This is a genomic window from Cryobacterium shii, from assembly GCF_004402595.1.
Classification (GTDB): domain Bacteria; phylum Actinomycetota; class Actinomycetes; order Actinomycetales; family Microbacteriaceae; genus Cryobacterium; species Cryobacterium shii.
This window is the reverse complement of record NZ_SOFY01000084.1, coordinates 108,322-133,517: the sequence shown is the minus strand read 5'-3', so window position 1 is coordinate 133,517 and position 25,196 is coordinate 108,322. Positions and strand designations below refer to the sequence as shown.

Below are 25,196 nucleotides of genomic sequence, written 5' to 3'. Positions count from 1 at the left end.
GGCCCGCACCTGGGTACCGGGCCAGGACCACCGCGCCCACCGGGCCAGCGGTGCCGGCCGCGGCAACCGGGCCAGGACCCGCGCCCACCCCCAGGCCACGGTTTCAACCGACTAGCCGCCAACAGTCGTGTCAGGCTCGTGAGCGTGCGCGGAAGGCGCCGGGAGTGACCAGGAGGCCATTGCGGGGCTGCTGAGGCTGCTGAGGCTGCTGAGGCTGGTGAGGCTGCTGAGGCTTGTGAGGCCTGCTGTGACTCCTACCCGACCGTGTTCATCAGCAGTGGGCCGCAGAATGAAGAACGCCCGGCCCCGCAAGCGGGGCCGGGCGTTTCTACTGTGGAGCCACGGGGAATCGAACCCCGGACCTCCTGCTTGCAAAGCAGGCGCTCTACCAATTGAGCTATGGCCCCGCATGATCACGGGGAGTGGAATTGAAGCATGTGTGCAGTGCTACGTGGGGATACCGGGATTTGAACCTGGGACCTCTTCGTTATCAGCGAAGCGCTCTAACCAACTGAGCTATATCCCCCTCTTGGGCAGATTTGAGACTACCCGATGCGGCGGGTAAATCCCAATCGAGCCGGAAATCGGCCCGATCGGGATGACCCGAGACTAGTTGTTCGTGAAACCGACGAGCAAACCGCCGGTGATTTTCACGCTCAGGTTGTACAGAACCGCGTACACGGCTCCCAATGCGGTGATGACGACGGTGTTCAGGATGGCCACCACGAAGGCGAACCCCATGACGTTCCCGATCGAGAGGATGCTCGCCAGGTCCGAGGAGGAACCTGCGATGTCCGTGTACAGGGCGTCGATCTTGTCAAAGATTCCAGTGCCGTTCAGAACGGTGAAAATCAGGAACGTGGCGACAATGGTGACGATGCCGAGGCACAGCGCGACCAGAAACGACAGCTTGACCGCGGACCAGAAGTCGACGTAGACGAGCTTGAGCCGGACCTGCTTGGTCGTGGCCGGCTTGCGTCCGGACTTCTTGGCGAGCTTTTCGGCGACACTACTCATTTACGGGCTCTTCCTCTCCTAAGACGCTCTCCGGGTCGCCCGCGGTGATTTCGGCGACCAGATTACGCTCAGTGTTCTTCGCAATGGCGATGATTCTGTCTTCATCCGCAAACTTGGCGAAGACCACGCCCATCGTATCCCGTCCCTTGGCCGGGACCTCGGAGACGTCAGAGCGTACCACCTTGCCGCTGGCAAGTACCACCAGGACCTCGTCCTCCTCCTCGACGATGAGGGAGCCGACCAGGTCACCGCGGTCGTCATTGAGCTTGGCCACCTTGATGCCCAGGCCGCCGCGGTTCTGCAGGCGGTACTGGTCTGCGGCGGTGCGCTTGGCGTACCCGCCCTCGGTCACCACGAAGACATACCCGTCGTCAGAGACCACGGATGCGTCCAGCAGGCTGTCGGCGCCGCGGAAGTGCATGCCGATCACGCCGGAGGTGCTGCGTCCCATCGGCCGCAACGCCTCATCGGACGCCGTGAACCGGATGGACATGCCCTTGCGGGACACGAGCAGCAGGTCGGAGTCGTCCTCGACCAGCAGGGCGGAGACGAGTTCGTCACCTTCGCGCAGCTTGATCGCGATGATGCCGCCGGTGCGGTTGGTGTCGTACTCGCTGAGGGCGGTCTTCTTGATCAGCCCGTCTCGCGTGGCCAGGGTCAGATACTGGGCCACTCCGTAGTCACGGATGTCCAGAATCTGCGCGATCTGCTCGCCCGGCTGCAGTGCGAGCAGGTTGGCGACGTGCTGACCCTTGGCGTCACGGCCGGATTCTTGGGCCTCGTAAGCCTTGGCGCGGTAGACCCGCCCGGTGTTCGTGAAGAACAGGAGCCAGTGGTGCGTCGTCGTGACGAAGAAGTGCTCCACCACGTCATCGGCGCGCAGCTGGGCGCCCTTGACGCCCTTGCCGCCGCGGTGCTGGTTGCGGTAGTTGTCGCTGCGGGTTCGCTTGATGTAGCCGCCGCGGGTGACCGTGACCACCATTTCCTCTTCGGGAATGAGATCTTCGATCGACATGTCGCCGTCGAACCCGAACATGATCTCCGTGCGCCGGTCGTCGCCGAACTTGTCGGTGATCTCGGTGAGTTCCTCACTGATGATCGTGCGCTGGCGCTCCGGGCTGGCAAGGATCGACTTGAACTCCACGATCAGCAGTTCCAGCTCGGCGGCCTGGTCGATGATCTTCTGGCGTTCGAGCGCGGCCAGGCGGCGCAGCTGCATGGTCAGGATGGCGTCGGCCTGGAGCTTGTCCACGTCGAGCAGTTCCATCAGGCCGGTGCGGGCGTCGTCGACCGTGGCAGAACGACGGATGAGCGCGATCACCTCGTCGAGGGCGTCGAGGGCCTTGAGATACCCGCGCAGGATGTGCGCATCCGCTTCGGCCTTGTTCAGGCGGAACTGGGTGCGCCGAACGATCACTTCGACCTGGTGAGCGACCCAGGCGGCGATGAAACCGTCCAGGGACAGGGTGCGCGGCACCCCGTCGACGATCGCGAGCATGTTCGCGCCGAAGTTCTCCTGCAGCTGGGTGTGCTTGTAGAGGTTGTTCAGCACGACCTTGGCGACGGCATCTCGCTTGAGAACGATCACGAGGCGCTGGCCGGTCCGGCCGGAGGTCTCGTCCCGGATGTCGGCGATGCCGCCGATCTTGGCGTCCTTGACCAGATCGGCGATCTTGATCGCGAGGTTGTCGGGGTTGACCTGGTACGGCAGTTCCGTGATCACGAGGCAGGTGCGGCCCTGGAGCTCCTCGATGCTGACGACGGCGCGCATCGTGATGGATCCGCGGCCGGTACGGTAGGCATCCTGGATGCCCTTGATTCCGAGGATCTGGGCGCCGGTGGGGAAGTCAGGGCCCTTGATGCGCTGGATCAGCGCTTCGAGCAGCTCGTCCCGGGTCGCCTCGGGGTTCTCCAGGTACCACAGGGCACCGGCCGCCACCTCGCGCAGGTTGTGCGGCGGGATGTTGGTGGCCATTCCCACGGCGATACCGACCGAGCCGTTCACCAGCAGGTTCGGGAACCGCGAGGGCAGCACGGTGGGCTCGAGGGTGCGGCCGTCGTAGTTGTCCTGGAAGTCGACGGTGTCCTCGTCGATGTCGCGCACCATCTCGAGCGCGAGCGGAGCCATCTTGGTTTCGGTGTACCGCGGGGCTGCGGCGCCGTCGTTGCCGGGAGAACCGAAATTGCCCTGGCCGAGGGCCAGCGGGTAGCGCAGGCTCCACGGCTGCACGAGGCGCACGAGCGCGTCGTAGATCGAGGAGTCGCCGTGCGGGTGAAACTGGCCCATCACGTCGCCGACGACGCGGGCGCACTTCGAGAAGGCCTTGTCCGGGCGGTAGCCGCCGTCGAACATGGCGTAGATGACGCGGCGGTGCACGGGCTTCATGCCGTCGCGCACGTCGGGCAGCGCGCGCCCGACGATGACGCTCATCGCGTAGTCGAGGTAGGAGCGCTGCATTTCCAGCTGCAGATCGACCTGGTCGATCTTGCCGTGCTGCACGAGGTGCGCGGCCTTGGCGGCGGTGTCTGCTGCCAGCGACGCGGCATCGACCTCGGTGCTGCCCTCGCCCGGGGTGTTGGTGTCGCCGGTGTTAATGTCGTCAGATGTCAAGGAAACGCACGTCCTTCGCGTTTTTCTGGATGAAGTTACGGCGGGACTCGACGTCCTCGCCCATCAGGGTGGAGAAGATTTCATCGGCGGCGGCAGCGTCGTCGAGGGTGACCTGCAACAGCGTGCGGGACTCGGGAGCCATGGTGGTCTCCCACAGTTCCTTGTAATCCATCTCGCCGAGGCCCTTGTAGCGCTGAATGCCGTTGTCTTTCGGGATGCGCTTGCCGGCCGCGGCGCCATCGGCCAGCAGCGCGTCGCGTTCCCGGTCCGAGTAGACGTACTCGTGCGCCGAGTTCGCCCACTTCAGGCGGTAGAGCGGCGGCTGGGCCAGATAGACGTACCCCAGATCGATCAGGGGACGCATATACCGGAACAGCAATGTGAGCAGCAGGGTCGTGATGTGCTGGCCGTCGACGTCGGCGTCGGCCATCAAAACGATCTTGTGGTACCGCACCTTGTCCGGGTTGAACTCTTCGCCCATGCCCGCGCCGAACGCGGTGATCATGGCCTGAACCTCGGCGTTGCCGAGGGCACGGTCGAGTCGCGCCTTCTCCACGTTCAGAATCTTGCCGCGAAGCGGCAGGATGGCCTGGAATTCGGGGTTACGGCCCTGCACGGCGGACCCGCCGGCCGAGTCACCCTCGACAATGAAGATCTCGGAGAGGGACGGATCCTTGCTCTGGCAATCCTTGAGCTTGCCGGGCATGCCACCGCCCTCGAGGAGGCCCTTGCGCCGGGCGGTCTCGCGCGCCTTGCGGGCGGCCATGCGCGCGTTGGACGCCTGAAGCGCCTTGCGGATGATCTCCCGCGCCGGGTTCGGGTTGCGGTTGAACCAGTCGGACAGCTGGTCGTTGGCGACCTTCTGCACGAAGGACTTCGCCTCGGTGTTGCCCAGCTTGGTCTTTGTCTGGCCCTCGAACTGCGGCTCGGCCAGCTTGATCGACACGACGGCAGTCAGACCCTCCCGCACGTCGTCGCCGGTGAGGTTGTCATCCTTTTCCTTCAGGATTCCCTTTTCCCGAGCGTACTTGTTGACGAGCGTGGTCAGCGCGGCTCGGAAACCTTCTTCGTGCGTGCCACCCTCGTGGGTGTTGATCGTGTTCGCGTAGGTGTGCACGCTTTCGGTGTACGCGGTGGTCCACTGCATGGCCACCTCGAGCGCCATTTTCCGCTCATGGTCTTCCCACTCGAAGGAGATGATCTCGTCGTTGACGAGGTCGGCCTTCTTGGCCCGGTTCAGGTACTCGACGTAGTCGACGAGGCCCTTTTCGTAGAGGAACGTGCGGCTGACCGGCTTGCCCTCGTCGTCGAGGTGCTCCGGCCGCTCGTCCGTGAGCGTCAGGCTGAGGCCCTTGTTGAGGAATCCCATCTGCTGGAAGCGCGCGCGCAGGGTCTCGAAGTCGAATTCGATGGTCTCGAAGGTTTCCGCGCTCGGCCAGAAGGTGATGGTCGTGCCGGTCTCGTCGGAAGGTTCGTCCATCGTGAGCGGGGCGTTGGGCACGCCATCGGCGAAGCTCTGTCGCCAGACGTGTCCCTGTCGGCGCACCTCGACCTCGAGGCGGGACGACAGAGCGTTGACCACGGAACTGCCGACGCCGTGCAGACCACCGGATACCGCGTAGCCGCCGCCGCCGAACTTGCCGCCGGCGTGCAGAACGGTCAGGACGACCTCGACGGTGGAACGGCCCTCCGCCTTGTGGATGTCGACCGGGATGCCACGGCCGTTATCGGCGACGCGAACGGCGCCATCCGACAGGATTCTGATGTCGATGGTGTCGCAGTGGCCGGCGAGGGCCTCGTCGACGGAGTTGTCCACGATCTCATAGACCAGGTGGTGCAGACCGCGCGGACCGGTGGAACCGATATACATTCCGGGTCGTTTGCGAACGGCTTCAAGTCCCTCGAGAACCTGGATATCGTCGGCACCATATCCGTGCTCCGGCTCGATCTGTGGTTCAACTGACATCTGAAATTGGGCTCCTGACCGTCGCGCGGGCGACCCTTTAGCTTACCAAACGGGCCAAGCGTACGGGCCACAAACGGGCATCTGAGAGGTTTTATTCGCGGGGTTGACCTGTTTTGGCTACTTAGCCGTAGGTATCGCGCGGACCGCGCCCTGGAATTGATCTGGGACCCTTTTTCCAGGAGGGGGCGTTGGGCCCCTGAAAACGGATTGACTCGATGCCGGCATCCGGGTAACGGACCGCGATCTGAGTCATGATTTCGACCCGCATCATGCGCAGCTGCGTCGCCCACGCGGTCGACTCGCACTGCACCGTCAGCACACCCTCGTCGATTCCGGCCGGAGTGGAGTGTTTCGACGTTTCCTCGCCGGCCAACTCGATCCAGGAGGCCAGCAGCTCGGATTGGGCCAGCGGTGAATTCCAGCCCAGCTGCAGGGTGAGGGAGTTAATGGTGTCGCCCAGTCCCCGGGGGTCCCGACCCGCGCCGAAGGGAACACTCGAGCCGATCTCGGGGCCGGGTCTCCGCCGTGCGCGGATCCGTTTCGCGTTGGGATCGCCGAACACGTCTTTGAATCGCAGGTAGACCCTGGATGCCTCGCTCGGCTCAGCCATCGACGACCGCCCCGGCGTGAATGTGGATCGTGTGTGCCGTCAACTCCTCGGGAACATCCTCGAGCACCGCGGCGGTGATCAGAACCTGCTCGAAACCGGTGACGGCGGCCGCCAGCCGGCGGCGGCGGGACAGGTCCAGTTCGGCGAAGACGTCGTCGAGGATCAGCACCGGGTCGCCCGTGGCAGAATCGCGCCGCAATAACTCGGCCGACGCGAGCTTGAGGGCGAGCGCGAATGACCAGGACTCACCGTGGCTGGCATAGCCCTTGGCCGGCAGGGCATTGAGCATGAAGATCACGTCGTCGCGGTGCGGCCCGACCAGGGTCATCCCCCGGTCGATTTCCTTACGGCGCAGCCCGGCCAGGGCCGTCCGGAAAGCATCCGCCGTCGTGCCCGCGGTGTTCGTGCCGATCGATCCGTCTGGCCCGGTGCCGGACGAGGGCGGCGGGGTTACTTCGCCGGCCGCTTCGTCTTCGCTGTCCGCCCCGGTGATGCTGAGCAGGGGCACCAGTGCGGGGCCGTGATTCTCACCGGCGACGGCCTGGTACGCCGTGCCCAGTGGTTCGCCGAGAAGGCGAACGAGTTCGGAGCGTTCGTCGATGATCTCGGAACCGAGCGACACCAGGCGGTCGTCCCAGATTTCCAGCGTCCCCAGCTGCGTGGTGCGCAGTCCGGATGCCCTGGCCGACTTCAACAGGGTGTTGCGTTGGCGCAGCACCCGGTCATAGTCCGCTAGGACGCCCGTGAGCCGCGGACTGCGCAGCACCAGCAATTGATCGAGGAAGCGCCGGCGCCCGGACGGGTCTCCGCGCACGAGCGCGAGGTCTTCCGGGGCGAACAGCACGCTCGAGAAATAGCGTGTCAGCTCCCGGGTCTTGATCACGGACCGGTTGACCTGGGCCCGGTTCTGGCCGGACCGGTTGATCTGAACCTCGGTCAGGATGTCGCGCCCGTTGTACTCGAGCTTCGCCCGGATGATCCCGGCATCCTGGCCGGCGCGAATCATGGCCGCCGTATTCGATACCCGGTGAGAGCTCAGGGTACTCAGAAAGCCGAGGGCTTCGACCAGGTTCGTCTTGCCTTGGCCGTTGCGGCCCACAATGAGGTTGGGCCCGGGCGTGAACGCCACTTCGACCTGCGCGTAGTTGCGGAAGTCGGTCAGGGACAGGTGAGTTACCCGCACCCGTCTCAGTCGGCCTTTTTGACGGCGTGACCACCGAATTGGCTGCGCAGCGCCGCGACCGCCTTCATGGCCGGCGAGTCGTCCTGTCGGGAGACGAACCGCGCGAAGATGGCTGCGCTGATCGTGGGGACAGGAACGGCATTGTTGATGGCTTCTTCGATCGTCCAACGGCCTTCACCGGAGTCCTCGACGAAACCTTCGATTTCGCGCAGTTCGGGATCCTCGTCCAGGGCCTTCACCAGTAGCTCGAGCAGCCAGGACCGCACGACCGTTCCACGCTGCCAGGCCTTGAAGATGCCCGGAACGTCCTTGATTAAATCGTCGCGCTTCTCCAACAGTTCATAGCCCTCGGCGTATGACTGCATCAGGGCATATTCGATGCCGTTGTGCACCATCTTGGCGTAGTGACCGGCGCCGACCTCGCCGGCGTGCACGAAGCTCTCTTCACGTGGTCCTTCCGGGCGCAGTGCGTCGAAGACGGGCATGGCCCGCTCGACCTGCTCGGCCGAACCGCCCACCATCAGGCCGAAACCGTTCGTCAGTCCCCACACGCCGCCCGAGACCCCGGCGTCGATGTAGTGCACTCCCTTGGCGGCCAGGAGTTCAGCATGGACGAAGTCGTCCGTGAAGCGGGAATTGCCTCCGTCGATGACCAGGTCCCCGGCCGTCAGGACTCCCGACAGCTCGGTGATCACGGCATCCGTCACGGCCCCGGCGGGCACCATCACCCAGACCAGACGGGGGGCGGGAAGTGCCTCGATCAGCTGGGCTACATCGGCCACATCCGACACCTGGGCGTTCCGGTCGTAGCCCGTGACCTCGTGACCCCGCTCACGGAGACGGTCGCGCATATTCGCGCCCATTTTGCCGAGACCGATGATGCCAATGTGCATTGTTGTCCTTTAAGTGCTGCCGGTTTACTGCCGGTTTTCTAGTGCTGCTGGGTGGTAGCTGGCTGATCGGCCTAGCGCAGCAGCAGGTTCGGCTGGAGCAGGTACTTATAGCTGTCGGCGCCGGCCTGCTCGCGTGAGGTCTGGCTGGTGATCAGCACGGGGCCGGGCTTGTTGGGGTTCTCGGTCTTCGTGAACGAGATGCGAACGAATTCCGAGTGCACGGCGCCGAGGCCGTCCAGGAGAAACTGAGGCTTCAGCGACACGACGGTGTCGGTGCCGGAGAGGATCGCGTCGATCGTCTCGGAGGCCTGCGCCTGCTCGGATCCGACCGCTTCGAGGGTGAGACCGTCCGCGGTGAAGGTGAAGCGGAGGGCGGCCTCACGCTCGAGCACAAGCTGGACGCGCCGGGTGGCCTCGATCAGATCTGCCGTGTTCATGACCGCGTAGTTGTCGACGTTCTCGGGGAACAGCCGGCGCACGGGCGGGTAGTTCCCCTTGATCAGCAGTGACGTGACGGTCTTTTTGTCGGCCGTGAATGCGATCAGTTCCCGGTCGTCCGTGTTCGTAATGGCGATCGAAATGGTGCCGCTGTGGCCGAACGTCTTACCGACCTCCTGAAGAGTGCGTGCCGGCACGAGGGCCGTGATGGTGTCCGTGCTTGTGGTGCTGCCCGGGTCCCAGTCGATCTCCCGGACCGCGACCCGGTAACGGTCGGTGGCGACGAGGCTGAGGCTGTTCTCGGTGATCTGCAGCTGCACGCCGGTGATGACCGGCGTCACGTCGTCGCGTGAAGCGGCAACGGCGACCTGGGCGACAGCGGCGGAGAATTCTTCGGCCGGAACGAGCCCGGACTGCGCGCTGACCTGCGGGATGCTCGGGTATTCCTCAACCGGCATGGACAGCAGGGTGAAACTCGCGCTGCCGCAGCTGACCGTGATGCGGGACTCGTTGGTGGAAAAGTGCACCGGAGCGTTCGGCATCCGGCTGGCGATGTCCGCGAGGAGTCGGCCGGAGACCAGTACCTTGCCCACTTCTTCGACATCAGCGGCGATCTCGGTCTGCGCCGAAACCTCATAGTCGAACGAGGAGAGGATGAGGCTGGTTGCGGTCGCTTCGATCAGCACGCCGCTCAAAATGGGCAACGTGGTGCGCTGGGGAAGAAGCTTGACAGCGAAGGAGACGGCTTCACTGAAGACGTCCCGGTTGGCCTGAAATCTCACGAAGTCGCTCCTGTTCGGTTTAGACCTGGATACGGCCTCAATGGTAGTCGTGTTTTTGTTGGGACCCCGTGACACCGGCGGTGGCACTAAAGGTTGTTGGATCGAGAGAGATAGAAGTTAATTGTTAATATTCTTAACCAGTGTGGAAACTGTGGATAACTTTGTGGATACGGTTCCCTGACTGGGAACTACAACCGTGTGACTTGTTAGCAGCCTGTGAGCGTTAATCGCTCCTCGGCGGTGGGCCCTCGGAGGCCCCGAGCGAGTTTGCACAGGCATGACCCGAGTTTCTACAGGTTGAACCCAGTTGTGCAAAGTGTTTCCACAGGTTTATCCACAGGTGTGAAAACTGGGTCGAAAGGGACTTATTTGTAGCGGTGGTTCTGCTTGATGCGGTTCGTGAGCTCTGTGACCTGGTTGTAGATCGAGCGTCGTTCCTTCATCAGTTCGCTGATCTTCTTGTTGGCGTACATGACCGTGGTGTGGTCGCGGTTGCCGAACAGCTGGCCGATCTTGGGCAGGGAGAGGTTGGTCAGCTCACGGCACAGGTACATCGCGATCTGGCGCGCCGTGGCGATGGCCTGGGAGCGGGAGGAGCCGTAGAGGTCGTCGACCGAGAGCTTGAAGTAGTCGGCCGTGTTCGTGATGATGTCCACCGGAGCGATGACGTTGTCCTCGTCGAGGGTGATGAGGTCTTTGAGCACGGTCTGCACGAGGTCCATGTCGACAGGGGTGCGGTTCAGGCTGGCGAATGCCGTGACCCGGATGAGTGTTCCTTCCAGTTCGCGGATGTTCGACGAGACCTTGGAGGCCATGAATTCCAGGATGTCGTGGGGGACCTGCAGCTTCTCGCTCTGGGCCTTTTTGCGCAGGATGGCGATCCGGGTCTCGAGGTCGGGCGCCTGCACATCCGTGATCAGGCCCCACTCGAACCGTGAGCGCATGCGGTCCTCGAAACCGGTGAGGTGCTTGGGCGGCAGATCGCTGGTGATGACGACCTGTTTGTTGTGGTCGTGCAGGGTGTTGAAGGTGTGGAAGAAGGCTTCCTGGGTTTCCGCTTTGCCCTGCAGAAACTGGATGTCATCGATCATCAGGATGTCGATGTTGCGGTACCGGGACTGGAAGGCGGAGCCCCGGTTGTTCGCGATCGAGTTGATGAAGTCGTTCGTGAATTCCTCGGAACTCACGTACCGAACACGGATGCCGGGGTACAGGCTCATCGCGTAGTGGCCGATGGCGTGCAACAGGTGGGTCTTGCCCAGTCCGGAGGAACCGTAGACGAACAGCGGGTTGTATGCCTTAGCCGGCGCTTCGGCGACGGCGACGGCCGCGGCATGGGCGAAACGGTTGGACTGGCCGATCACGAAATTGTCGAAGCTGTACTTCGAATTCAGCCGGGTGTCGTGCGGTCGCTCCGGCGATGTGCTCTCGAAAACCGATTGCGGGGCTGCCGGGGTCTCCACATCGGGTGCGGACGAGGACTCGTGGACCGGTCGGATCGATTCCTGTTCCAATTCAGGATTCACCACGACGTAGAAGGTCGAGACCGCAGTGGACTCGTCGAGCTGGCCCATCGCCGTGAGCAGCGGAACGCGCATACGCTGGTTCAGCATGCTCGCCGTGAATTCGTTGGGCACCTCCAGGTAGAAGGTGCCGGCAGCGATTCCCTTGGGTTCGACCAGATTGAGAAAGCCGTACAGCATCGGTGTGATGGTGTCATCGGATTCCAGACTGGTCAGTACTGACCGCCAGGTCTCCTCGATCGGCTGTTCTTCGGTGGCCATGGTTTCCCCGTATCTCTAATTGTTGCCTTCTACGGCGAGAGAGATCGAGGGCTGTGCCCGACTCCGAACGCGTGATCCAGCCAAAGCATCCACAAGGTTATCCACCGCCTGTGTGCAAATAAGGCCGAATTCTCAGGGTTTGTTGAAAACCTGTGGATAACTTTGTCTCACGGTAGCCAATCACCGACGGTGAGGCCAAATTCGTTCGCAGTTCGTGCGCGTGTCGATGACGGAAAAGGGCGAGAATGTGTGTAAAACCAACTGTTCAGGGACTGCGAGTTTGACCAGCACCGGTCGAAGCCGTAGTTTTAATCAGTTGACCCCAGCCCGAGGGCTACCTCACTCTTTCCCGGCCGCTCAGTTTGGCCTACGGAGATTTAACACGTGGAGACAAAACCATGAGCAAGAGAACGTTTCAGCCGAACAACCGCCGTCGCGCCAAGGTGCACGGCTTCCGCCTTCGCATGAAGACCCGTGCCGGCCGCGCAATTCTGGGTGCTCGCCGTCGCAAGGGTCGCATCGAACTTTCCGCTTAAGCACTCTCGTGCTCGCGGGGGCCAATCGCATCACCAGCGGCGACGACTACAAAGCAGTCGTTCGCCGGGGTGTGCGGGTCGTTGGCCCACACCTGGTGACCTACCTGCGCAGGAACCCCGATGGGGTCCCCGTGCGGTTCGGGTTCATCGTGGCGAAGAACGTCGGTGACGCCGTCAGGCGCAACCGGGTTCGGCGCCGCCTGAAAGCCGCGAGTTTCGAGTTGCTGTCGGCCGTGCGCCCGGGAACGGATGTCGTCATCCGCGCACTGCCCTCCGCGACCGACGCCGAATGGTCGACCCTGCGCGCAGAACTGTCCGAGGCACTGGAGAAATACCAGCGCAACAACGGTTCCAGGGTCAAACCGACGAGCGCGATTCGAGAGAGTCGGTAAACGTCGGTGAACAGGGTCCTGGTAACACTGCTGCTCCTCCCCCGCAACGCGGGGGTTCTGCTCCTGCGGGCATATCGGGCCGTGATCTCCCCGCTTTACGGCGATGTCTGCCGGTACTACCCCTCCTGTTCGGCGTATGCACTCGGCGCCGTTCAGGAATACGGACTCATCGTGGGTTCAGCTCGAGCCGCGCTCCGGCTGGGCCGATGTCATCCATGGACCGAAGGCGGGATTGATGACGTTCCCCTCAAGCGGAAGCGTCGCTACACCGTGACGCCGTTTGGTTTTGTTATCGCAGCGAGCCACGGAAAGGGCTGACGCAAAGATGGACCTCCTAGGTACGATTCTCTGGCCTCTGAAATGGGCCGTCGAGCTTCTGCTCGTCGCCTTCCACTGGCTGTTCTCCAACATGGGGATGGGCTACAACGACGGCATCACCTGGGTGCTCTCCATCGTCGGCCTCGTCATCGTGGTGCGGGCCGCCCTGATCCCGATCTTCGTTCGGCAGATCAAGAGCCAGCGCAAGATGCTCGAGGTTGCTCCGCAGCTCAAGAAGATCCAGGACAAGTACAAGGGCAAGAAGGACCAGTTCTCCCGCGAGGCCATGTCCCGCGAGACCATGGAGCTGTATAAGCGCACGGGCACGAACCCGCTGAGCTCCTGCCTGCCGCTGCTGCTGCAGATGCCGATCTTCTTCGCCTTGTTCTCGGTGCTCAACGACGCCCAGAAGAGCCAGGCCGGCGTCGGGCCACTGAACAGCGATCTCGCCAAGAGCTTCGGCAACGCCCTCCTCTTCGGCAACGCCCCACTGCACGACTCGTTCGCCTCCCAGTGGACCAAAATGACGTCTGGTCAGGACTTTAACGCCACGGTCATGATCATTGCAGCCACCATGGTCGTGCTGATGACCGCGTCACAGTTCATCACCCAGCTTCAGATCGTCTCGAAGAATATGTCGCCGGAAACCAAGGCGAGCCCCATGTTCAAGCAGCAGCGCATCATGCTGTACCTGCTCCCCCTCGTCTTCGCCTTCTCCGGTGTCGCCTTCCCCCTCGGCGTGATGTTCTACTGGCTCACGTCCAACATCTGGACGATGATCCAGCAGTTCCTGGTCATCCGCAACATGCCGACGCCCGGCAGCGAGGCCGCCAAGGCCCGCGAGGAGCGTCTCGCGCGCAAGGGCAAACTGATCGCCCCCGACGGTGAGATCATCGTGGTTGAAGAACCCAAGAAGCCCCAGCGTCAGCAGCCGGTTGCGAAGAATCGTGCCAAGAAGCAAACCGGCCCCAAGAAGTAAGAAGAGACGAACGTGACTGAGAACTCAGATGTGATCGCCGCGGATGCCCCGGCAGACGACTCCCCCAGCCTCGACCAGCTCGAGCAGGAGGGGGATATCGCCGCCGACTACATCGAGGAATTCCTCGACATCTGCGACCTCGACGGGGACATCGACATCGACGCGCGCAACGGTCGGGCCTACCTGTCCGTCAACTCCGCGGACGTGGCGAACCTCCGGTTGCTGTCCAAGCCGGACACGGTCAATGCTCTTCAGGAGCTGACCCGGCTCGCCGTGCAGAACAAGACCGGTTCCTTCTCCCGGTTGATCCTCGACATCGGTGGATCGCGCGACGCCCGCCAGGCGGAACTCGCGTCTCTGGTGGCCCGCGCGGTGGAGCGCATCGAAGCCGGTGCCTCCGAGGCCGCCCTGCCGCCCATGTCCTCGTACGAACGCAAGCTCGTGCACGACCTGGTCTCCCTGGCGGGCTATGTGTCCGAGTCCAGCGGCGAGGGCCGGGACCGCCACACGGTCATCTCCGCTTCCTAGTTTCACGTGAAACATTGACTGACGCACTTGAGGTCGAGCCCGCCGCGGCGGCCGTCCTGTTCGGGGACCGGATCGAGGTGGCGCGAGCGTTCGTGGAGAACCTGGCGGCTCAGGGCGAAGAGCTGGGCCTGATCGGGCCGCTCGAGTTGCCGCGGCTCTGGAGCCGCCACATCCTCAACTGCGCCATTGTCGCTCCCCTGCTTCGACCGGGCCTGGTCGGCGATGTCGGGTCCGGCGCCGGGCTGCCCGGTCTGGTTCTCGCGATCGCGCGACCGGACGTGACCTTCGTTCTGATCGAACCGATGGAGCGCCGGGTGGCATGGCTGAACTCCCAGGTCGCCGCGCTCGGGCTTTCGAACACGAGCGTCGTTCGGGCCCGCGCAGAGGAGGTGCGACTCTCCCGCCCTCTGGACCAGGTGACCGCCCGCGCGGTGAGCGCCTTCCGCACGCTGATCCCGCTGACCGCCCCCTTGCTGCGGTCCGGTGGTGAGCTGGTCCTGATGAAGGGTGCGGGCGCCACCGCCGAGGTGGAGTCCGCCGCGAAGGCTGTTCGCAAGTACCGTCTCAGCAATGTTGAGGTAATCACGCTCGGCGAGGGCGTGCTGCAGGACGTGACGAGGGTCATAAGGGCTACAGTGGATTAGGTCCCCGGTGTCTGCGTCTTGTCTGCGTTTTTCAGTGGTGAGACACAACCGGGTCGCCCGTCGGATGGCTCATCAATCGTCGAACGCAAAGGTTTCACGTGAAACATCCTGGCGAATCCCAGCAAGTCAGCAAGACCGCCGCAGGGTACGACGACACCACTCCCCTGGCCCGGGAGATCTCGGATCTGACCCGCCGCCGGCAGTTGATCGCTTCGGAACGTCTGCCGAAGCCGGACAGCACCCGGGTCATCACGATCTCCAACCAAAAGGGCGGCGTCGGCAAGACGACGACGGCGGTGAACCTGGCCGCGGCGTTGGCACGGCAGGGTGCACGTGTGCTGGTGATCGACCTGGACCCACAGGGAAACGCCTCGACTGCTCTGGGTGTGGAACACCGCGCCGACACCCCGAGTGTCTACGACGTGATCGTCAATGACGTGGAGATGGCCGGGGTCGTTCAGAGCAGTCCGGAATTCGGCAACCTGTACTGCGTCCCGGCCACGATCCACCTGGCCGGCGCCGAAATCGAGCTGGTTTCCCTGGTTGCGCGGGAGCAGAGGCTCAGCCGGGCGCTGGCGCGGCACCTGAAGTCGATGGCCGACCCCTACGACTACGTCTTCATCGACTGTCCCCCGTCGCTCGGCCTGCTCACCATCAATGCATTCGTCGCCGCCCGCGAGGTCCTGATCCCGATCCAGTGCGAGTACTACGCACTCGAGGGTCTCAGCCAGCTGCTCAAGAACATCGAGCTGATCGAGAAACACCTGAACCCCGACCTGTCCGTGTCGACGATTCTGCTGACGATGTACGACAGCCGCACCAATCTAGCGAACCAGGTGGCGCAGGATGTGCGCGATCACTTCCCGGAACAGGTGCTCAGCACCCTCATTCCGCGTTCTGTACGCGTTTCTGAGGCCCCCAGCTATGGTCAGAGTGTCATCAGCTACGACCTCAACTCAGCAGGATCGCTCTCCTACCTCGAAGCAGCAGCAGAAATCGCCCGCCGGGGCGCCCCGAAAACAGGAGAAGTTCAGTAATGGCGAAAAGAACAGGCCTCGGACGTGGCATCGGCGCGTTGATTCCCATCCACGATGACCCGACGCAGGCCCGTCCCGTCGACGTGTTCTTCCCCTACTCGGAAGAACTCCGGCCGGTGGCGAACGTGGAGCTGGTTCCGGTCCCCGGTGCGCGCCTCGCTCACCTGGATCCGGGCGACATTGTGCCCAATGCGCACCAGCCCCGCAGCGTCTTCGACGAGACAGACCTCGCCGAACTCGTACACAGCATCAAGGAAGTCGGTGTGCTGCAACCCATCGTGGTGCGCCCGATCGCTGAGATGCCGGGCAAGTTCGAGCTGGTCATGGGCGAACGCCGCCTCCGCGCCACCAAAGAGGCCGGCCTCGCTACCATCCCCGCCGTCATCCGTGAGACCGCGGATGTCGACATGCTGCGCGACGCCCTGCTGGAGAACCTGCACCGGGCGCAGCTCAATCCGCTCGAAGAGGCCTCGGCCTACCAGCAGCTGCTCGCGGATTTCGGCATCACCCAGGACGAACTCGCGTCGAAGATCGGCCGGTCGCGCCCTCAGATCACCAACACCATTCGTCTGCTCAAACTGCCCGAACCCGTGCAGCTGCGCGTCGCGGCCGGGGTCCTGACGGCCGGTCACGCCCGTGCGATCCTCTCCGTCGGCGACCTGGCGGGCATGCTCCAGCTGGCCGACAAGATTGTGAACGAGGACCTCTCCGTTCGCGCCGCGGAGGCCGCTTCCACCTCCCTGCCTCGGCTGGCACCGGTGAGGCCGGCCGCCGGGCGGCGGCAGGGACACCTGGACGAAATCGCCGAACACCTCGGAGATCGCCTGGACACCCGGGTAAAGATTCATCTCGGTGTTCGAAAAGGCCAGATCACAATCGATTTCGCTACAATTGGCGACCTTAACCGCATCCTCGGTGTTCTGGGGGAACCCGGCTTCGGAACCAGCTAGCCCACCCCCCCCCGGCGGGAACATGTTTCACGTGAAACATTTGGCACGGTAATACGAGAGTGTCCAGCTCGGTGCGGGTACACCGTTGTCCAAGGTGCACGGTGTCCTGGCCGGAGGCGCTTCGGCCACGGGCGAGCAACTGGCCGACTGGAATGTTTCACGTGAAACCCCCGGCGCGGTTGCTCTGCATATGGCCGCGGCCCGACTCGTCCGTGGCGAAACTGTGGGGACTCTGTCACATCAGCGACAGCGTCACCGACAGCAGCAGGCCCGGCGCGGGCGCCGGTGATCAGAGTGAGTAGTCCTTGAGCGGTCCCTTGTTCAGGGAGGTGCGGTGGCCACCAGGGCGTTTTGGACGTGCCACGGGTCCGTAGTGAACCCCTCTCCGCGCCAGGTCCGTCTCCGTTGATCGAAGGAGCGGGACCCAACAGTGCGTCACTATTCTTCGCGAAGCCCTGGGTCGCCAGACCCGGGGTGTCTTTCTGACCATTTTCGCGTCACCAGGAGGCATGCTAAGGGACGGCTGGGGATAACAGAACGGTCTTTAGGAGGGCCAGAGGAGGTCGAAATGGAGGCGAATCAGCTGGCGGGCGTGACCAGACGGTTGGCAACTCATGTTTCACGTGAAACACTGCAGCGGACCGCGCGGTCCGATTGAGCTCGGCGGCGTCGCCGCGGTCAGGACCCGGCGATCGCCGCCCGGGCGAGGGCCTCGTAGACGGCGCCGAGCGATTCGCCGGTCGCTTCGATACTCAGCGGCGAGAGGGACGTCTCGGTCAGGCCGGGGAGCACATTCGCTTCCAGGAACCAGAGCACGCCGTCCGGGTCGACGATCAGGTCGATCCGCGAGATGTGGCGCAGGCCGAGCAGTTGGTGGATCGCGACCGCGGTTTCGGCGGCGCGGTCGGCGATTTCCTGGTGGATCCGGGCTGGAGTGTAGAACAGGGTCTCCCCCGCGTTGTAGCGGGCCTCGAAGGAGTACACGCCGTCGATGGGCACGATCTCCACGGCCGGCAGGGCCACGGGACCGTGGCCGCGGTCGATCACGGTGACGGCGAGTTCCGTTCCGGTGATCCGCTCTTCGACCAGGGCCACGGTGGCGTAGGTGTACGCGTCCACCATGGCGCGCGGCAGGCCGGCTGCGGACTCGACGATCGTGACGCCCTGGGCGGATCCGCCCTCTGAGGGCTTGACCACCAGCGGGATCGGCAGTGCGGTCAGGAGGTGCTCGAGCACGCTCGCCGCGCCGAGGTCGCGGAAGGTGTCGGTGGAGAGGGCGATGGAATCCGGAGTGGCGAACCCGGCCCGGCGGACAAGCTCCTTCGCAATCGGCTTCGACCAGGCGAGGCGGGCCGGGCCGCCCTGGGAGCCGACGTGAGGGATGCCGGTGGTTTCCAGGAGGGCCAGAAGCGCGCCGTCCTCGCCGGTGGCACCGTGCACGACGGGCCAGATGACATCGGGGTTCCGCCGGGTGAGTTCGGCGAGCATCCCAGCCTGGGGGTCCAGCACCGAGACGGTGTGTCCCAGACTGGTCAGGGCATCGGAAACCCGGCGCCCTGACCGCAGTGACACATCCCGTTCGTGGGAGATCCCACCGGCGAGAACAACAATGTCAAGTGGCAAAAAATCGCTCATGATCAGGTATTTTCCTTGCTCTAGCTGGGAAAGTCGAAGAATTAGGCGGTCTCGGGCGGCGGTGAGCCGAATCGAGCGCTCTCGCGCAAGGGGTCCAGCGAGCCCGTGCCGGCGAAGGTCTCGAGCAGGTCGAGCTCGTCCCTGATCACGGTGGCGAGGCGGCGCACGCCGATCCGGATATTTCCCGGGGTCGGATAGCAGAACGACAGACGCATGTTCTGGCGTCCGTCTCCGTCGGCGAAGAACGCGGTTCCGGGCGTGTAGGCGACGAGTTCCTTGACGGCGCGCGGCAGCATCGCCTTGGAGTCGAGCCCTCCCGGCAGCGTGACCCAGACGTAGAAGCCGCCGTTGGGGTTGGTCCAGGTCAGCTCCGGCAGATACTCCTCCAGAGCGCCCAGCAGGGCGTTCTTGCGTTCGTGGTAGACCCCGCGGAAGGTGTTGATCTGGCCCTTCCAGTCCGCCGTGGCCAGGTACTCGGAGATGACCAGCTGGCTGAAGGAGCTGGGCGAGAGCACAGCGGCCTCGTTGGCGAGCACCAGCTTCTCCCGGATGGCGTGCGGGGCCAGCGCCCACCCCACCCGGAAACCGGGCGCGAGCGTCTTGGAGAACGTGCCGAGATAGACGACGCCCTCCTGCTCGAGCGAGCGCATGGCATCCGGTGCCGGCTGGTCGAAGTACAGCAGCCCGTAGGGGTTGTCCTCCAGCACGAGGATGTCGTTCTGGCGGGCGATCTCGAGAATCTCCACCCGGCGTTCCCAGCTCAGGGTCACTCCGGCCGGATTGTGGAAGTTCGGGATCGTATAGAGGAACTTGATGGTCTTGCCGGCCGCCTTCAGCCGCACGATGTGCTGGCGGAGGGCCTCGGGGATGAGTCCGTGCTCGTCCATCGGCACATGGTCGACCTCGGCCTGGTACGACTTGAAGATGACCATGGCGGTGACGTAGCTGGGGCCCTCGGACAGCACGACGTCTCCCGGGTCGAGGAAGAGCTTGCTGACCAGTTCCAGGGCGTGCTGGGAACCGGTCGTCACGACGACGTCGTCGGCGTGGGCACGGATGCCTTCCAGCGCCATGACCTCAAGGATCTGCTCTCTCAGCACGGGAACTCCCTGACCAGAGCCATATTGCAGGGCAACCGGACCCTGCTGTCGCATGACGCTGTCCATGGCGTTGATCACGAGTTCCTGCGGCAGGGCGGCGACGAACGGCATGCCTCCGGCGAGCGAGACGACCTCGGGGCGGGAGGCCACGGCGAACAGCGCCCTGACCTCGGAGGCGCGCAGCCCGGCGGCTCGATCGGCGTAGTGGTGGTANCGGAGGCGCGCAGCCCGGCGGCTCGATCGGCGTAGTGGTGGTACCACGGGTCGAGATTGTTACCGGTCTGGGGGGAGCGCTGTCCTGGCACGTCACTTCCGATCTGGTGAGGTTTCAATCGTATGGGGTATGGCCCGGGCGGAATCACAAAAAATGCCCGCCCGGCGTGAGCCGGGCGGGCATTGCGCCTCAGGGAGACGAGAGTGTTGCTGTTACGCGAGGTACGCGGCCAGGTCCTTCTCGAGTGCGACCTTGGGCTTGGCGCCGATGACGGTCTGGACGACCTCGCCCTTCTGGAACACCTTCATCGCGGGGATGGAGGTGATCTGGTACTTGGCAGCCAGGGCGGGGAAGTCGTCGACGTTCAGCTTGACGATGTCGAGCTTGTCAGCGTTCTCGCTGGCGATCTGGTCGAGGATCGGGCTGACGGCGCGACACGGGCCGCACCATTCCGCCCAGAAGTCGACCAGAACGGTCTTCGAGTTGTTGATGACTTCCTGGTCGAAGGTGACGTCGGTGACGGCGCGTGCAGACATGTGGTTTCTCCTTAGTTCGTGGACGTGGTGAGGACGGTCTCGCCGGCGCTGGCCAGCAGGTCCGCGGGCAGGGAAGCAAGATAGTGTTCCGCGTCGAGGGCGGCCACGGTGCCGGATGCGGCGGCCGTAACGGCCTGGCGATAGGTCGGGTCGATGACGTCCCCGGCCGCGAAGATGCCGGTCTGGCTGGTCTTCGAGGTGCGGCCGGCGACGGCGATGGTGCCCTCAGGGGTCAGGTCGAGCTGGTTGTGCACGAGGTGGGTGCGCGGGTCGTTGCCGATGGCGACGAAGATGCCGCCGACGGGGAGCGGGCTTTCCTCTCCGGAGATCGTGTTGCGCAGGACCAGGCCGTCGACGGCATCCGTGCCCGTGATGCCGGCCACTTCGGAATTCCAGACGAATTCGATCTTGGGGTTGCTGAACGCGCGCTCCTGCATGATCTTGGAGGCCCGAAGGGTGTCCTTGCGGTGCACTACGTAGACCTTGCTCGCGAACCGGGTGAGGAAGGTGGCCTCTTCCATGGCGGAGTCACCGCCGCCGATGACGGCGATGGTCTTCTCCTTGAAGAAGAAGCCGTCGCAGGTGGCGCACCAGGACACACCGCGGCCGGAGAGGCGCTCTTCGTCGTCGAGGCCCAGCTTGCGGTACGCGGAACCGGTGGCGAAGATCACGGCGAGAGCCTCATGCTTCTCGCCGCTGCCGAGGGTCACGGTCTTGGTGGTGCCGGTGAGTTCGAGTTCGGTCACATCGTCGTAGACGACCTCTGTTCCGAAGCGCTCGGCCTGCTCCTGCATCTTGGCCATGAGTTCGGGGCCCTGGACGCCCGCCGGGAAACCGGGGAAGTTCTCGACCTCGGTCGTGTTCATCAGCTCACCCCCGGCCTCGACCGAACTGGCGATCAGCAGCGGCTTGAGGTTGGCGCGTGCGGCATAGATCGCGGCGGTGAATCCGGCCGGGCCAGAGCCGATGATGATGATCTGACGCACGCGTAGACTCCTTCAAGTTGCGGGGGAAGCGATCTGGATTGCTCGCTGCCGGGTACAACACATCCTAATCCGATGATATTCCGAGCCGGCTGAGTGCGGGTCAGGCGCCGGCGCGCGGGCCGAGAACCGGTCAGCGGCGACGGATGCGATCGAGCACCGGGTCGAGGAATCCGCGCAGCTCACTGCTGCGCATGAGCAGCAGCAGGCCGAAGTAGACCGCCGACATGCCCAGGCCGATGACGCCCATGGCCAGGACCGCCTGGATCTTCCCCGACAGCGCGAATCCGGCTTCCCGGGTGCCGCCGAGTACCTGCAGGAGAGCGACCCCGGCCAGGATCGCGGGCACGGTGGCCACGGAGTACGTGGCGAGGCTGCGCAGAATGCGCCGACCGTCGATGCCGCCCAGCCGTCCCCGCAGCAGCCACGCGGCCAGCCCGGCCTGCGCGATGCCCGACACGGTGACCGTAAGGGCGACGCCGGCCGCGATCCAGGCGCTGGGCAGGAGTGCGCAGGCGAGGACGCCGATGATGACCAGGGTCACCTGGAACAGGGTGAAGAAGAACGGGGTGCGGGTGTCGCCGAGGGCGTAGAACGTGCGCTGGATGACGAACAGGACGCAGAATGCCACCAGGCCGAGCACGTAGGCGATGATCACGTTGCCGATGCTCAGCACCTGGCCGTACGGGGCCACGAAGACGCGGGCGAACGGGTAGGCGCAGACGGCGATGACGGCAGAGGCGAGCATGATGATCAGGGTGGTCCCCCGGATGGCGGAGGAGGCATCCGTTCTCACCAGAGCCAGCTTCCCCACCGAGGCGTGCTCGCTCATCCGAGTGAAGTAGGCGGTGGCGACCGACACGGTGATCACCGAATGCGGGAGCATGAAGATGAGCCAGGCCGTGTTGAGCGCGGCGACCGACGCGTCGGTGTCGCCGGCGAGCGTGACCACCCGGGTCTCGACGATTCCGGCCAGGGTGGTCAGCAGCAGCATCCCGAAGGTCCAGCTGGCCATCCGGCCGGCCACGCCGAGACCGACGCCGCGGAAGCGGAAGTCGGGGCGGAAGCGTAGGCCGATGCGGTGCCAGAAGTAGAACAAAACGACGGCCTGCAGCACGACGCCCAGCGTGGCAGTCCCGGCCAGGACGGCGATCATCGCGGGCGTGAACCCGGTGGCGAGCCGGGCGCCGTTCGGGTCGGCTCCATAGAGGGCCGAGAAGACGAGCAGGCCCGCGATGGCCACGACATTGTTGAGCACGGGCACCCAGGTGAACGGGCCGAACGACTTACGGGCGTTGAGAACCTCGCCCAGGACCGTGTACAGGCCGTAGAAGAAGATCTGCGGCAGGCACCAGAACGCGAAGGCCGTGGCGAGGGCCAGCGATTCCGGCTTCATGTTCGACCCGTAGAGCACGGTCAGCATGGGGGCGAGCGCGGTGGCTGCGATGGTCGTGGCGGCGAGGATGGCCAGGGCCAGAGTGAGGAGCTTGTTGATGTAGGCCGTGCCGCCGTCGGCGTGCAGGCTGGCCCGCACGATCTGCGGCACCAGCACGGCCGTCAGCACCCCGCCGGCGACGATGACGTAGACGGTGTTCGGCAACTGGTTCGCCACGGCGAACGCGTTCGTGCTCTGGCCGACCTGGCCGATCACCCCGGCGAGCACGATCAGCTTCACGAAGCCGAGGATGCGGGAGACGATGGTCCCGGAGGCGAGGAACGCGCTGGCCCGGCCGATGCTGTCGGTTTTAGGCACGGGGCTCCGTCGTGGGCTCGGAGGCGGCGCCGCGGATGGCCGCAGGGTCGACCTCGACATCGGGTTCGATCAGCTCGCGCCGGCGGCGCACGATGTTGCGCCAGACCCCGAAGCCGAAGAACAGCACCACGAGCGCGGCGAACAGGAGCGAGCCGAGGCCCTCCCAGTCGGCGCGCACGTTGATCGGGATGAGGTGCGGCTGGTCGATCATGCTTCCGGCGGGGGTGAACAGGGTCACGCGCAGGGTCACGGAACCGTTGCCGACCGCGGCCGTCACGGGAATCGTGACGGTGCGGGCCGACTCGGCCTCGATCGTTGACTCGACGTCGTCTTCGACCAGGAGCCGGCCGTTGGAGGGGACGACCTGCACGCGCACGGTCACCGCCTGGTCGAGGGCGTTGTCCAGGGTGACCGGAATGTCCACCTTGCTGCCGACCACGTTGATCGGGCCCTTGGTGGAGACCGTGATCGAGCTGAGCAAATCGGAGGATGCCAGCAGGCTCGTGGTCGACGCGTCCAGCCAGCTGGCCCGGTGCGACGCCCACGACGTGGCGAGCAGGGCCATCAGGTCCAGGCGGTGGCCGCCCGTGACGGCCCCGGGGTCGGACAGGGCGGAGGAGAACGCGGTTACGTCGCTTTCTCGCTCCAGGAGCCGGCGGGCCAGGTTCACGCGGTCGTCGGGCTCGGCCTGGCTGTCGAAGGTAACGTCATCCGCGGCCGCCGCGCTGCGGGCGTCCTGCAGGGAGGCCGGCGAGTGCCAGAGGAGGACCGTCAGAGCGTCGAGGGTTTGGCTGAGCCGGGCGGAGGTGGGCGGCCAGCCCCGGCCGAACGTGGCCACGAGCGTGCGGGCCGTGCCGGGCTGTTCCGCCGAAACGACGGCGAGCTGCGAACTGACCTCGGCCATCGCGACGCTCCAGGCTTCGTCCGTGGTCGCCAGGGCGGCCCGCCGGAGCGAGTCGGAGACGGGACCGTCGGATACGAGCCCCACGCCCCGCCCGGCACCCAGTGCGACAACGCTGTTCGGGGTGAGGTCGGTGGCCTGATGGGAGACGTTGGAACCGGTCAGGATGGTCGTGGTGAGGCCGTTCGCGGTGAAGGTGCCCAGGTCGGCGTCCGCGACCACTCCCTCCGCCGGCCACGCTATGTCCGTAGCGGTATATTCCCACGCCAGCAATTCTTCCGTGGTCGGCGGCGTGCCGTCGGCCGGGGACGCCGGTGGCGTCTGTGCCGGTGCCGTGGCCGGTGCCTGATTCTGCGGCGTCTGGTCCGCCGGGGTCGTCTGGGCCGGCGTCGGCGGCTGGGTGAACAGGGTCGGGTCGATGGCCTGGTCGAAGGATGTCGGTGCCAGCAGGGTGTCGCCGCCCGCCTGGGCCTGCAGCGCAATGTCGGTATCCGCATAGCTCAACGGGAATATATCGTTTCTCGCCAGTGCCAGCCGGTTCAGCCACGCGGTTGCGCTGGGCGGCGCGGACGTGCCGAGGATGCGAATGGAGGCGATGATCATCGGGTCGATGGCGAGCGTGACCGGTCGGCCGATCACGCCGTCCAGCTGTCGGGTCAGTACGCCCGTCGGGCCGGTGAAGCTCTCCAGCGCCTTGGCGGTGATCAGGCCCGTCGACTGTTCCGGAACGGTGATCGGCATGACCACCGAAAGGTTGACCGGGGTGACCTCTTCATCGGAATACCAGACGAACGTGCCGCGGCCCTGCGCCCGCGTTGTTCCCTCCGTGGAGAGGGTGACGGCGATTCCGCGGGCACCCCACGCATTGCCAGTGGTGAGACCCACGGAGTCTGCGGGCACGGTCAGGGTCAGGACCTCGGTGCTGTCGGGCTGGATCGAGACCTTCATGGCCTCGCTCATCAGCAGGTCACCCGGCCTCGTCGATTTCTCGGGATGGAGCCACTTCTCCAGGGCGCCGCGGGTGATGAGGGCGCGTTCGGCCAGATAGACGTCGAGGGTGCCCGGAGCGATCGGATCGGCGGTCGGATTCGTGATCGTCACGGTCACGGCCAGGTCCTGGCCCATTTTCAGCGGTGCCAGCGTCGTCGGCGTCACGGAGATCGCCACCGAATCGGCCGAGGTGGCGGCCGGCGATGCAGGGGATCCGGCAGCGTGCGCTCCAGTCGTGAGGCCGGCCAGCACGGGAAAGGCGGGCAGGAGAGCGGCCGAAGCCACCGGGAGCACGCCGGCGAGCAGCCCGATCAGGACGACTCCGGCAGAGGCTCGCACTCGCCGCCGGAGGCCGCGGACGGCGTCGGGGTGAGCGGGCCGGCGCGCAGGAACTGAGTCGGCCACCATAAGGGGAT

21 protein-coding genes, 2 tRNA genes and 1 pseudogene are annotated in these 25,196 nt (G+C 64.8%); 8 read left to right on the top strand and 16 right to left on the bottom strand.

Going from position 1 to position 25,196, the window contains the following annotated elements; genetic code table 11:
* Window positions 1-334: 334 nt before the first annotated feature.
* The 10 genes from E3O49_RS15910 to dnaA form a co-directional block, all read right to left on the bottom strand.
* Window positions 335-407, bottom strand: a tRNA-Ala gene (locus E3O49_RS15910).
* Window positions 408-452: 45 nt separating this feature from the next.
* A tRNA-Ile gene (locus tag E3O49_RS15905) sits at window positions 453-526 on the bottom strand.
* A gap of 83 nt (window positions 527-609) precedes the next feature.
* Window positions 610-1,017, bottom strand: a complete 408-nt coding sequence (locus E3O49_RS15900; RefSeq protein ID WP_134365374.1) for a DUF3566 domain-containing protein — start codon at window positions 1,015-1,017, stop codon at window positions 610-612.
* On the bottom strand, window positions 1,010-3,553 hold the full coding sequence (gene gyrA / locus E3O49_RS15895; protein WP_241976063.1) for a DNA gyrase subunit A: 2,544 nt from the start codon (window positions 3,551-3,553) through the stop codon (window positions 1,010-1,012). The genes E3O49_RS15900 and gyrA overlap by 8 nt, the downstream gene beginning before the upstream one ends.
* Window positions 3,554-3,617: 64 nt before the next feature.
* Window positions 3,618-5,594, bottom strand: a complete 1,977-nt coding sequence (gene gyrB, locus E3O49_RS15890; protein WP_134365372.1) for a DNA topoisomerase (ATP-hydrolyzing) subunit B — start codon at window positions 5,592-5,594, stop codon at window positions 3,618-3,620.
* Between the two features lie 121 nt (window positions 5,595-5,715).
* Window positions 5,716-6,204: a DciA family protein gene (locus tag E3O49_RS15885; RefSeq protein ID WP_134365371.1), complete on the bottom strand. Its 489-nt coding sequence runs from the start codon at window positions 6,202-6,204 to the stop codon at window positions 5,716-5,718.
* On the bottom strand, window positions 6,197-7,387 hold the full coding sequence (gene recF, locus E3O49_RS15880; protein ID WP_134365370.1) for a DNA replication/repair protein RecF: 1,191 nt from the start codon (window positions 7,385-7,387) through the stop codon (window positions 6,197-6,199). Before recF ends, E3O49_RS15885 begins: the two co-directional genes overlap by 8 nt.
* Before the next feature lie 5 nt (window positions 7,388-7,392).
* On the bottom strand, window positions 7,393-8,280 hold the full coding sequence (gnd, locus tag E3O49_RS15875; RefSeq protein WP_134365369.1) for a phosphogluconate dehydrogenase (NAD(+)-dependent, decarboxylating): 888 nt from the start codon (window positions 8,278-8,280) through the stop codon (window positions 7,393-7,395).
* A gap of 71 nt (window positions 8,281-8,351) precedes the next feature.
* Window positions 8,352-9,500 (bottom strand): DNA polymerase III subunit beta, encoded by a 1,149-nt coding sequence (dnaN, locus tag E3O49_RS15870; protein WP_134365368.1) that lies wholly within the window; start codon window positions 9,498-9,500, stop codon window positions 8,352-8,354.
* Between the two features lie 365 nt (window positions 9,501-9,865).
* Window positions 9,866-11,284 (bottom strand): chromosomal replication initiator protein DnaA, encoded by a 1,419-nt coding sequence (dnaA, locus tag E3O49_RS15865; protein WP_134365367.1) that lies wholly within the window; start codon window positions 11,282-11,284, stop codon window positions 9,866-9,868.
* Between the two features lie 398 nt (window positions 11,285-11,682).
* Between dnaA and rpmH the strand changes: the two genes are divergently transcribed.
* The 8 genes from rpmH to E3O49_RS15825 all read left to right on the top strand — a co-directional run bounded on the left by rpmH (window position 11,683) and on the right by E3O49_RS15825 (window position 16,668).
* Window positions 11,683-11,820: a 50S ribosomal protein L34 gene (rpmH, locus tag E3O49_RS15860; RefSeq protein WP_104100646.1), complete on the top strand. Its 138-nt coding sequence runs from the start codon at window positions 11,683-11,685 to the stop codon at window positions 11,818-11,820.
* 8 nt (window positions 11,821-11,828) lie between these two features.
* Complete coding sequence (rnpA, locus tag E3O49_RS15855) at window positions 11,829-12,212, top strand: ribonuclease P protein component (RefSeq protein WP_134365366.1); 384 nt, start codon at window positions 11,829-11,831, stop codon at window positions 12,210-12,212.
* Window positions 12,213-12,218: 6 nt separating this feature from the next.
* Entirely contained in the window at window positions 12,219-12,530 is a 312-nt protein-coding gene (gene yidD / locus E3O49_RS15850) for a membrane protein insertion efficiency factor YidD (RefSeq protein ID WP_134365365.1), read from the top strand.
* A gap of 7 nt (window positions 12,531-12,537) precedes the next feature.
* Window positions 12,538-13,509: a membrane protein insertase YidC gene (yidC, locus tag E3O49_RS15845; RefSeq protein ID WP_134365364.1), complete on the top strand. Its 972-nt coding sequence runs from the start codon at window positions 12,538-12,540 to the stop codon at window positions 13,507-13,509.
* A gap of 12 nt (window positions 13,510-13,521) precedes the next feature.
* A complete protein-coding gene (locus tag E3O49_RS15840; protein ID WP_134365363.1) occupies window positions 13,522-14,037 on the top strand; it encodes a Jag family protein in 516 nt (171 codons plus the stop codon).
* Window positions 14,038-14,051: 14 nt separating this feature from the next.
* Entirely contained in the window at window positions 14,052-14,681 is a 630-nt protein-coding gene (gene rsmG / locus E3O49_RS15835; protein ID WP_134365362.1) for a 16S rRNA (guanine(527)-N(7))-methyltransferase RsmG, read from the top strand.
* A gap of 98 nt (window positions 14,682-14,779) precedes the next feature.
* Window positions 14,780-15,718, top strand: coding sequence for a ParA family protein (locus tag E3O49_RS15830; RefSeq protein ID WP_134365361.1), 939 nt, complete (start codon window positions 14,780-14,782; stop codon window positions 15,716-15,718).
* Complete coding sequence (locus tag E3O49_RS15825) at window positions 15,718-16,668, top strand: ParB/RepB/Spo0J family partition protein (RefSeq protein WP_134451880.1); 951 nt, start codon at window positions 15,718-15,720, stop codon at window positions 16,666-16,668. The genes E3O49_RS15830 and E3O49_RS15825 overlap by 1 nt, the downstream gene beginning before the upstream one ends.
* Window positions 16,669-17,346: 678 nt before the next feature.
* Here E3O49_RS15825 and E3O49_RS15820 read toward each other — a convergent pair.
* From E3O49_RS15820 to E3O49_RS16635, 6 genes and pseudogenes are all read right to left on the bottom strand, one after another.
* Window positions 17,347-18,303, bottom strand: coding sequence for a D-alanine--D-alanine ligase family protein (locus E3O49_RS15820; protein WP_134365359.1), 957 nt, complete (start codon window positions 18,301-18,303; stop codon window positions 17,347-17,349).
* A 41-nt stretch (window positions 18,304-18,344) separates the two neighbouring features.
* Window positions 18,345-19,708: pseudogene (locus E3O49_RS15815) on the bottom strand (aminotransferase-like domain-containing protein).
* Between the two features lie 121 nt (window positions 19,709-19,829).
* Window positions 19,830-20,153, bottom strand: a complete 324-nt coding sequence (trxA, locus tag E3O49_RS15810) for a thioredoxin (RefSeq protein WP_134365357.1) — start codon at window positions 20,151-20,153, stop codon at window positions 19,830-19,832.
* 11 nt (window positions 20,154-20,164) lie between these two features.
* A complete protein-coding gene (trxB, locus tag E3O49_RS15805) occupies window positions 20,165-21,139 on the bottom strand; it encodes a thioredoxin-disulfide reductase (RefSeq protein ID WP_134365356.1) in 975 nt (324 codons plus the stop codon).
* Window positions 21,140-21,269: 130 nt separating this feature from the next.
* The gene (gene murJ / locus E3O49_RS15800) at window positions 21,270-22,889 is read right to left on the bottom strand and encodes a murein biosynthesis integral membrane protein MurJ (protein WP_338145008.1); all 1,620 of its coding nucleotides are present in this window, start codon (window positions 22,887-22,889) and stop codon (window positions 21,270-21,272) included.
* Window positions 22,882-25,188, bottom strand: coding sequence for a DUF6049 family protein (locus E3O49_RS16635; protein ID WP_160141134.1), 2,307 nt, complete (start codon window positions 25,186-25,188; stop codon window positions 22,882-22,884). The genes murJ and E3O49_RS16635 overlap by 8 nt, the downstream gene beginning before the upstream one ends.
* Window positions 25,189-25,196: the final 8 nt, after the last annotated feature.

Excerpts from the sequence above, each read along its gene's own strand:
- E3O49_RS16635 (WP_160141134.1), bottom strand. The coding sequence starts at position 25,188 with ATGGTGGCCGACTCAGTTCCTGCGCGCCGGCCCGCTCACCCCGACGCC.
- gyrB (WP_134365372.1), bottom strand. The coding sequence starts at position 5,594 with ATGTCAGTTGAACCACAGATCGAGCCGGAGCACGGATATGGTGCCGAC.
- E3O49_RS15820 (WP_134365359.1), bottom strand. The coding sequence starts at position 18,303 with ATGAGCGATTTTTTGCCACTTGACATTGTTGTTCTCGCCGGTGGGATC.
- E3O49_RS15825 (WP_134451880.1), top strand. The coding sequence starts at position 15,718 with ATGGCGAAAAGAACAGGCCTCGGACGTGGCATCGGCGCGTTGATTCCC.
- gnd (WP_134365369.1), bottom strand. The coding sequence starts at position 8,280 with ATGCACATTGGCATCATCGGTCTCGGCAAAATGGGCGCGAATATGCGC.
- yidC (WP_134365364.1), top strand. The coding sequence starts at position 12,538 with ATGGACCTCCTAGGTACGATTCTCTGGCCTCTGAAATGGGCCGTCGAG.
- E3O49_RS15885 (WP_134365371.1), bottom strand. The coding sequence starts at position 6,204 with ATGGCTGAGCCGAGCGAGGCATCCAGGGTCTACCTGCGATTCAAAGAC.
- trxA (WP_134365357.1), bottom strand. The coding sequence starts at position 20,153 with ATGTCTGCACGCGCCGTCACCGACGTCACCTTCGACCAGGAAGTCATC.
- E3O49_RS15900 (WP_134365374.1), bottom strand. The coding sequence starts at position 1,017 with ATGAGTAGTGTCGCCGAAAAGCTCGCCAAGAAGTCCGGACGCAAGCCG.
- rpmH (WP_104100646.1), top strand. The coding sequence starts at position 11,683 with ATGAGCAAGAGAACGTTTCAGCCGAACAACCGCCGTCGCGCCAAGGTG.
- dnaA (WP_134365367.1), bottom strand. The coding sequence starts at position 11,284 with ATGGCCACCGAAGAACAGCCGATCGAGGAGACCTGGCGGTCAGTACTG.